The organism is Daejeonella sp. (genome assembly GCF_049655485.1).
Lineage (GTDB): Bacteria > Bacteroidota > Bacteroidia > Sphingobacteriales > Sphingobacteriaceae > Daejeonella.
On record NZ_JBASJU010000151.1, the window covers coordinates 1 to 8,779 of the forward strand.

Annotated in this window: 8 protein-coding genes; 3 read left to right on the top strand and 5 right to left on the bottom strand. The window is 43.1% G+C overall.

The window, feature by feature from the left end; genetic code table 11:
• The coding region (locus tag WBJ10_RS06100; RefSeq protein ID WP_424288633.1) for a serine/threonine protein kinase at positions 1–1,125 on the top strand (1,125 nt) is incomplete at its 5' end.
• A 103-nt stretch (positions 1,126–1,228) separates the two neighbouring features.
• Here WBJ10_RS06100 and WBJ10_RS06105 read toward each other — a convergent pair.
• Positions 1,229–1,582, bottom strand: a complete 354-nt coding sequence (locus WBJ10_RS06105; protein ID WP_424288634.1) for a DUF2200 domain-containing protein — start codon at positions 1,580–1,582, stop codon at positions 1,229–1,231.
• A gap of 5 nt (positions 1,583–1,587) precedes the next feature.
• Between WBJ10_RS06105 and WBJ10_RS06110 the strand changes: the two genes are divergently transcribed.
• Positions 1,588–1,722 (top strand): hypothetical protein, encoded by a 135-nt coding sequence (locus WBJ10_RS06110; protein WP_424288635.1) that lies wholly within the window; start codon positions 1,588–1,590, stop codon positions 1,720–1,722.
• A 14-nt stretch (positions 1,723–1,736) separates the two neighbouring features.
• On the opposite strand, the gene WBJ10_RS06115 is transcribed toward WBJ10_RS06110, so the two are convergent.
• The 4 genes from WBJ10_RS06115 to WBJ10_RS06130 form a co-directional block, all read right to left on the bottom strand.
• Positions 1,737–1,841: a DUF1398 family protein gene (locus tag WBJ10_RS06115; protein WP_424288636.1), complete on the bottom strand. Its 105-nt coding sequence runs from the start codon at positions 1,839–1,841 to the stop codon at positions 1,737–1,739.
• The gene (locus WBJ10_RS06120; protein WP_424288637.1) at positions 1,825–1,944 is read right to left on the bottom strand and encodes a DUF1398 family protein; all 120 of its coding nucleotides are present in this window, start codon (positions 1,942–1,944) and stop codon (positions 1,825–1,827) included. Before WBJ10_RS06120 ends, WBJ10_RS06115 begins: the two co-directional genes overlap by 17 nt.
• A gap of 244 nt (positions 1,945–2,188) precedes the next feature.
• On the bottom strand, positions 2,189–3,679 hold the full coding sequence (locus tag WBJ10_RS06125) for a RagB/SusD family nutrient uptake outer membrane protein (RefSeq protein ID WP_424288638.1): 1,491 nt from the start codon (positions 3,677–3,679) through the stop codon (positions 2,189–2,191).
• Positions 3,680–3,697: 18 nt separating this feature from the next.
• Positions 3,698–6,664, bottom strand: a complete 2,967-nt coding sequence (locus WBJ10_RS06130; protein ID WP_424288639.1) for a SusC/RagA family TonB-linked outer membrane protein — start codon at positions 6,662–6,664, stop codon at positions 3,698–3,700.
• Positions 6,665–7,067: 403 nt separating this feature from the next.
• On the opposite strand from WBJ10_RS06130, the gene WBJ10_RS06135 reads away from it, so the two are divergent.
• Positions 7,068–8,732 carry a tetratricopeptide repeat-containing sensor histidine kinase gene (locus tag WBJ10_RS06135; protein WP_424288640.1) on the top strand — a complete coding sequence of 555 codons (1,665 nt, stop codon included), beginning with the start codon at positions 7,068–7,070 and terminating at the stop codon, positions 8,730–8,732.
• Positions 8,733–8,779 lie beyond the last annotated feature (47 nt).

The window sequence follows — 8,779 nt, forward strand, 5'->3', positions numbered from 1 at the left end:
GTTGTTAAAATCCTAAGTTCGGGTATTACCGAGAGCGGTTCCCTGCCTTTTATTGAAATGGAGTTTATAGAGGGGCCCGATCTGCAGGATATGTTGCTGGTGCCGGATAATAAAGTGTTCACAATTACTGAATCCATACGTGTAGCTGAGCAACTTTCAGCTGCGATAGCCCACTGCCATAAGGTGGGGGTAAAGCATGGCGATATCAAAAGTAATAATGTCAAATTAAACCTGCGGACCGATAAGTACATGTTGCTGGATTTCGGACTTTCGATTATGTCGGATGAACAGCGCCGGACCAGTTTAAGGCATGCCGGTGCTATCGAGTTTATGGCTCCCGAACAGAATGAGGGGGAAATGCTTTTGGAATCGGATGTGTACAGCTTTGGTATCATAATTTATGAACTGCTGGCGGGAAATGTCCCCTTTCCATTAAATAATGGCAGTGAAACTTCCCGCAATGCGGTAATGATCTCTCACATGGAGACAGCGGTACCTGATCTATCAGAGACCCGTAAATCTAATTTGCCGGAGAGCTGGGACGAGAGTAAAATAAATGCGGAGATGCAGATTCCATCCTGGCTGCTGGCCATTGTTGCTAAATGCCTGGAAAAGCTTCCCGTAAACCGCTTCCGCGATGGCGTGGAACTACATGAGGCTATCGCGAAAAGCATTTCTTCGAAAGAAGCTTTTGCATATATTCCGCTTGCTGCAGCGGTGCCTCTTGCGACGGCTGTACCAGTGGAAGCTGCTGTGCCAGCTATAACCGCTAGACCTGTTAAAGCACCCTTAGCAGGTTCAGCGGAAATTCCACAAGAAGATCTGGTGTCTCTATCGGCACCCGAACCTGCACGAAGTTTCAAGAAGCCTCTCATTATAGCTGCGGTTTTCGTTTTAATATTCCTGGCCTTATTTGCAGGATATAGAAGCCTGAAGTCGACCGGAGTTGACCCTGCTGATTCGGCTGCTCTGGCTGCTGAAAACCAAAGGATAGCGGATTCTATTTTGGTTACGGACAGGTTGAATGAGAATAGGGTTCAGGATTCGTTGGATAATTTGGCGAATAATGAACCGGTGCAGAGGGGGAAGGGGAAAGGTAAAGGGAGAGGGAAGAAAAAGAAATAAGGAACTGCGTTTAAACTTACCGTACGAAACTTAAACGCAAAGAACGCAAAGTACACGCAAAGGGCGCAAAGATGCCCGATAAACGGTTAGAATCAAATGGAATCTATGTTCGTAGTACCTTTTCCATCACCCTGCCCTTTGCTAACTCATCTACCAGTTTATCTAAATAGCTCACCTTTTTCATTAGCGGATCTTCAATTTCTTCAATGCGGTACCCGCAAATCATGCCAGTGATTTTGGTGACGTTGGGGTTAAGTTGCGGTGCTTCTTCGAAGAAGGTTTCAAAGGTAGTTTGGCGGTTGATTTGATCCTGAAGGGATTGGGCATCGTAGCCAGTGAGCCAAAAGATAATGGTGTCGACTGCTTCTTTTGTCCGGCCTTTTTTCTCAGCCTTTTGGATGTACATGGGGTACACGCTGGAGAAGGTCATTTTGTATATCCTTTCTGTGGAGTTCATTGTATATGAAGATAAAATTTATTTGGGAGGAAATGAAAGAAGGGATAAGGAGCAAAGAACAAGGAACAAGGAACAAAGAACAAGGAGCAAAGAACAAGGATAATGCCCGGGTTGATTCGACGCCCAAACGTACTACGTAAAACGTACAACTTCCTTACGTCGGTATCCTCTCCACCAAAACCACATTCCCACCAATATCGAAATAAGTACAGGTAATCTCTCCCTTAGATACCTCCCATTTTTCAATACCGGTTTTCATAGCCTGTTACACCTAAGGCTTTGATGTCCTGAATGTATGCCGGGAAGTCAGCGCCGGATTTTACCTTGCTATGGGCTGCTTTAATTTGTTCTGCTGTGAACATAGATGTAGGATTGAATGGTAGCATGATTTGCTTAAGGTAAGTTATGAATTAAAAGTTTAAGGGTGATGAAGGATTATTTGATGGTGAGTTAGGGGTTGGGGTTGGTTGTTGATTGTTGGTTGTTGGTTGTTGGTTGTTGGTTGTTGGTTGTTGGTTGTTGGTTGTTGGTTGTTGGTTGTTGGGGGGTTGTAAATGAAAAAGGGCGCCTTTTTGGGGCGCCCTTGTATTATTTTCCAGCCAGGTATTAGTTCCAGCCTGGATTTTGAACCATGTTCGGATTGGCGTTCGTAACGGCTTCAGGAATAGGGAATGTCCATTCTCTGGCAGTAGGAGCCAAAGTACATTTACCTGCAGGTGAAAGTGCAATATTTCCGCATGTGCTTCCTCTGGTGATTGTTCTGGTAGTACGCTTAAGATCAAAGAAACGATGGCCTTCGCCGATAAGTTCGCGTCTTCTTTCGTCAGCTATGGCAGTTTGTAATGCAGCTCCTGTTAATACTTGTGGAACATAATTAGAAATTCTTGCCGTTCTTAATGCGTTAAGATCGTTCATTCCTAAAACATCCTGGTTATTTCTACCGTATGCTTCTGCTCTGATCAGGTATAATTCTCCTGTTTTCATCGCAAGGAAGTTTGCATTTCCATCAGAAACTGTACCTTTTCCTCTATACTTGGTTAAGGCCAATCCTCCGCTGATGGGGGTGAAATAAGCCGAGTATCTAATGTCATTGCTTTGAACCAGGCCTGTAGTACCGGCGATAGTAGCAACTTCAAGAGCAGGTCTGAAATAACTACGATTATTAGTTGCAAAGAATACCAGGAATGTTGGTCCGCTTTGGCCAGCATCAAACTGAACGTTCCAGATTGCTTCACCTGCAGCGGCACCATTATACATCCCGCTGAAGGTAGTCTGATTGCTTACAAGAGCGGGCGCTGTTGCAATACCTTTGTTGGCAGCTGTTATAGCTTCTGCCCATAATCCGGCATATAAAGAAACCCGTGCTCTAAGAACATGAAGTGCAGTAATGCTTAGCCGTGGACGAGTAACAAGACTTACAGAATTTATGGCCTTATCAACATCTGACAAAAGCGGTTCAGCAGCAGTCATATCAGCAAACAGCTCATCATAATATACTTTATTAGATACTCTGGATGGTTTTTCATCAGCAGATACCGTGAAAGTCTTATTATAATACAATGCCAGAGTAGTTGTGCTGTTCCGGTCGTAGTTATTCGCAAAATATTTGAATAAATCAAAGTGTGCGAGTGCCCTGATAGTTAGTGCCTGACCTTTAATACGGTTGATTGTTTTCTGGTTAGCCGGAGTAGCGAATTTATCCACATCTCTCAACACAATATTGGCTACAGATATTACCTTATACATGGCATTGTATATGTTATTTATCTGAGGTGTATTTTGCTGAAAGGTCCAATCTGCCATAGCTCTGGAATTTGCCAAAGTCAGAGTAGTCTCATAAAGATTATCACTCAATACATCAGGCATCATGGCTGCACCACCGCCTGTACCACTTCCGGAACCGTAATAATCGGCTGCACGGAAATTGGCATAAGCTCCGTCTAACACTTGTTCAACCTGTGCAAGGGTAGACGGGTTATTCACCGCATCCAGGGAAAACTCCGGTTGAAGTTCGATAATGTCTTCTTCCTTACAACCTTGCGTGGTCAGCAGGCCTGCAAGTAATAAGATTGAAGTACGTTTTAATATGTTGATCATAATATTTTCTATTTAAAATTAAAAACCTAGTGATAAACCAAGAGTTACTTGCTTCAATGCAGGATACTGAGCACCAGTTAGAGATGTTCCAGTAGCCTCAGGGTCAAAGCCCCTGAATTGAGTTGAAGTCCATAAATTTTGTCCCTGAACAAAAATCCGTGCTGCTCTGACCTTTACTGCATCTAAAGCAGATTTAGGAACAGTATAACCCAAAGTTACATTACGCAATCTCCAGAAATCAGCATCTTCCAAAAATCTGGTTGTTTGCGACTGGTACGTATTACCACCTGAAGCACTTGGTCTTGGCACATTGGTAATCTGACCCGGAGTTCTCCATTCGTTTAACACATCAATATGCATGTTGTCAAAGAAATATGCAGGATTGGTTATGTTGTTCAGATCATTATTATACATCTGTCTGTCAAGGAAGAAAGTGAGCTGACCACTAAGATCAAAACCTTTGAACCTGAAATCAGTTGTGATTGCTCCGAATAGTGGTGCATCAGATGTTCCGTAAATAACCTTATCTGCTACACTAAATGTTGGAGTTGTTGTTCCATCAAGTTTACGATATAAAGCATTTCCAGTTGCAGGATCAACACCTACATAAGGAACAAGGAATAAACTATTTACTGGTTTACCTTCTTTCAACACCGTAACACCTGAAATCACGTTATCCGTTGGGATATCCAGGATCTCATTTTTATTGTAGGAGATATTTCCTCCGACATTCCATGTTAATGAAGTAGATCTGATCACATCACCACGAAGTGCAAACTCAACACCTCTGTTCCTTAAAGAACCAAAGTTACTGGTGATTGAAGTAAATCCTCCTGCTGATGGATCGATAGGCACATTATATAACTGATCAGTTGCTTTACGATCATAAACCTCCACGGTACCTGTAATACGGTTGGTCAGAACTCCAAAATCCAACCCGATGTTTGCAGTTGTACTGGTTTCCCATGTTAATTGCGTATTACCTGGAGAAGTAGGAGTAAATCCACCAACACCAGCATAAGTAGTTCTACCAAAGATCGCAGTAGGATAATCATCCGTACCCTGATTACCAGTCGAACCATAACTAGCACGTAATCTCAGCTCACTGATTGCATCAATGTTCTTGATAAATGCTTCCTCTGAAATCATCCAGGAAGCACCAACAGAACCAAAATTAGCCCATCTGTTTCCAGCTCCAAATCTCGAAGAACCATCTCTTCTGCCTACCAAATTCAGGAAATATTTGCCGTTATATCCGTAATTCGCCAAAGCAAAAAAGGATAATAGTCCACTCTGAGTACCGAATATACCATTCCGAGTACTGGAACCGATAATTGGCGAGATAAGATTTGGTGTTGTAGCCGTACCAGGAGTGATACCTGCTTCATTTTCAAATCCATTGGTAAAACCATATCCTGTAACACCAAAGGATCTGTAGTCACTCTTTACAACCTCAGTGAATAAACCTCCACTGATATCATGTTTATTAATGGTTGTTCCATAGTTGATGGAAGTAGTACCCGTATAACGGAAATTCCTGTCGAATGCTCTTGTCAGGGAACCTTGTCTGGCCTGAGCGCCAGAAACACGTGGGTTTACAAAGTTGTCAAATTCATTCTGTGTATAATCTCCACCCCAATTGGTTCTTGCGAACAAGCCCTTAACTGCAGGGATGTGATATTCAAGGTAGGTTGTTACCAGACCTTTAAGCTGCTTGCCATCGTTTCTATTCAAAAACAACTCCATTGCACCATTAGGCTGTCCAGAAGTTAACTGGCCAGTATTGGCACCACCAGATTCGTTATATTCACCTGTTAATGGATCGATATCTCTTTCGTAAGGATTACTCCAGCGAATTGCATTTAACGGAGAACTCAGGAAGGTGTTGGATTCGCTGGTATTATTTCTGTTTGAGAAACCACCCTGAACACCTAATCCAAATCTGAAGTTTTTAACCCGGTTGTCCACATTAGCACGTGCGGTATATCTTTTCAAACCAGTAGTCTGAACGATACCCTCCTGATCTAAGAATGAAAGTGACGCGTAAAACTTAGTAGCTTCAGTACCACCATTGGCACTGATTTGATGTTGCTGAGTATTACCTGTCTGGAATAATGCATCTTTCCAGCTAAAATTCACTGCTTTTAGTTCAGCTTGTTCGGCCGCTGTCCATCCGTAAGGATTTCCTCTGGCAACTTCATAGTCAATTTTCTGAGTGCTGTTCATTACAATCAGCCTGTCTTCCGGCATCCTGCTCTGACCAACCTGTGCATCATAATTAAATTGAATCTGGCCAGTTTTTCCTTTTTTAGTATTTACAACGATAACGCCATTTGATCCTCTCGAACCATAAATACCTGTTGAGATGGCATCCTTTAGGATCTCAACGTTTTCGAAATCGCCCGCATTCAAAGTTTGGAAATCTGCAGCGTTGATCTCAATCCCGTCAACAACGTACAAAGGCACATTACTTCCATTGATTGACCCGTTACCACGAATCCTAACCACAGCGTTTTGTCCTGGTTGACCCCCGCTAGCCGTTACATTTACGCCTGATGATGCGCCCTGCAAAGCCTGGTCAAATGATGCAAGAGGTTGTTTGGCAACCTTCTGGCCACTTACATTAACCGTTGCGCCAGAAAATTTGGAGCGGTCAATAGCGCTATAACCAGTTACAATTACTTCAGAAAGCTGACTCGCGCTTTCTGTTAAGCCTATTGACATGTTGGCCGATATCGGCGATTCTACTTGCTCGAATCCGAGATAGCGGAATACAAGTGTAGTTGCACTGGCAGGAGCTGAAAGCTGGAAATTACCGTTTCCATCAGTCTGCGTACCTATGTTAGTGCCTTTTACGGTTACACTTACACCTGGTAATGGTAATCCGTCACTTGTTGCTGTTACTTTTCCTGAAATAGTTCTGTTCTGAGCTATCGCGGTAAAAGTTAAAAACAACATACAAATTAATAGTAGGTTTTTTTTCATAGAGTTTCCTTTGATTAGTTTATGAATTCTTTGTAAAATTATTAAAAATTCACATAACACAGTTGGAACATTGAATTATGAGATTAGATTGACGAATTAAAGCCAATTAAATAAGCTTTTTGATGTCCTGACTAACGATTATACCGGCTAATCTCTGAAAACGAGAGTAATGACCATAGCGATTGGGACAGAGGTAAGTGAAAAGCTGATTTTTGCGCGCAGTTGAGGTCCTATGCGGGGATCTCAAACCAACTGATTGCATGTTTAAAGGTCATAGGATGAGAGATTTAATTCATATAGAAAGATACAAATTTTGCATCACATGCGATGTGCTGATAATATCATAAATTAATATTTGCCTGAATAGAAACTAAATTTCTAAATTCGGTAAAATCCTACCGAATTGAAACGAGCCGCATCCGTTATACTTATTGTTCTACTGTATTGTTCCTGTTCCGACAAGCCTCAAAAGGCCGAAAAAAGGGCCATAAACCCATTCTTTGCGACGGCAAACGAGCATCTAACCAACGGCAGCAGAGATTCTGCGTTTCTGTACTTCAATCAAGCTAAAGACCTTTATCTCGAGCAAAAAGACAGCCTTGCCGCAGGAATTTGCCTGATTAATATGGCCATTATCTCCACTGATTCCGGCGATTTCTTTGGAGGGCAGGAGCTTTCTTTGGAGGCAATTCCTTATTTCGACGAAGCAAATCCCCTGGACCATGTGTACCTGGTGTCGAATTATAATAATCTTGGAATTGCAAGTTCCAGCCTGAAAAGATATGACAAGGCTATAGAGTTTTATACAAAAAGCCTTCAGTTTACGGCCGACAGTGCTTACACACGCATCCTTAAAAATAATATCGCTAATTCTTACAGGAGGTCCGGCGATTTGAAGAAAGCCATAGCGACTTTCAAGCCAATTCTTGCTAAGGAAACCGACACGATTAGCCGTGCCCGGATTCTTTCCAATTACGCTTACACCAGGTGGCTGTTCAACCCGGCTTTTAATCCGGAACCGGCTCTGCGTGAGGCATTAAATAACAGGATTGCTGCTGGTGATCGATGGGGTGAGATCACCAGCTATTCACATTTGACGGATTACTTCCTGACCAAACAGCCCGACAGTGCCTTGCTGTATTCAAAGAAGATGTATGAGCTGTCGCAATCGCTGAACGGTTTTGACGACCAGCTGGAAGCCCTGCAAAAGTTGATATCCCTTAGTCCGCCGATGGCTTCCCGTGTCTACTTTAATCGCTACCGCGTGCTCGACGACAGTATACAGAATGCCCGCAATAGCGCCAAAAATCAGTTTGCCCTGGTCCGGTACGAAACAGAGCGGCATAAATCCGAAAACCTTTCGCTGCAGCAGAAAAATACGACGAGGAACTCGTTGATCATTTTACTCGGAACACTAATAATCAGCGGCAGTATTATCGCTTCTGTCTGGCATCGGCGAAGGGAAAAACGACTGGCCCTGGAGGCCGCAAACGCTGTCCGGGAAAGTCAGCTCAAGACGTCAAAAAAGGTTCACGATGTCGTGGCAAACGGCTTATACCGGCTGATCTCTGAACTGGAGAATGATGAGCAAGTCGACCGGAACAGGATCCTCGATGACATGGAAAACCTGTATGAAAAGTCAAGGGATATTTCATATGATGACATGAGTATCCGGACCGAAAGCAGCGAATATCATAGCTCCCTCAGCGGGATGCTGATGTCATTTGCCGCACCCGAAACCCGCGTGGTAATTGTTGGGAACAGCAGGGATCTGTGGCAAGGCTTGAACGAGGACAAGCGAAATAATCTCTATTATGTGCTGCAGGAACTCATGGTTAACATGACTAAACACAGTAATGCAGGTTCTGTAGCTATCCGCTTTGAAAGGGTGAAAGACCAAATTAATGTCACCTATAATGATAATGGTCGTGGCATCCGTGAAGATCAGGTATTTAAGAATGGGTTGAGTAATACGGGAAACCGTATTAAGAGTATCAGCGGCAGTATTATCTTTGGTAAAAGCACGACCGGGGGCTTAAATGTACAGATACAAGTCCCGGTGACATAATTGTATTCATGTTTGAAAAAGTCATAATAGCAGAAGATCACGAAAGT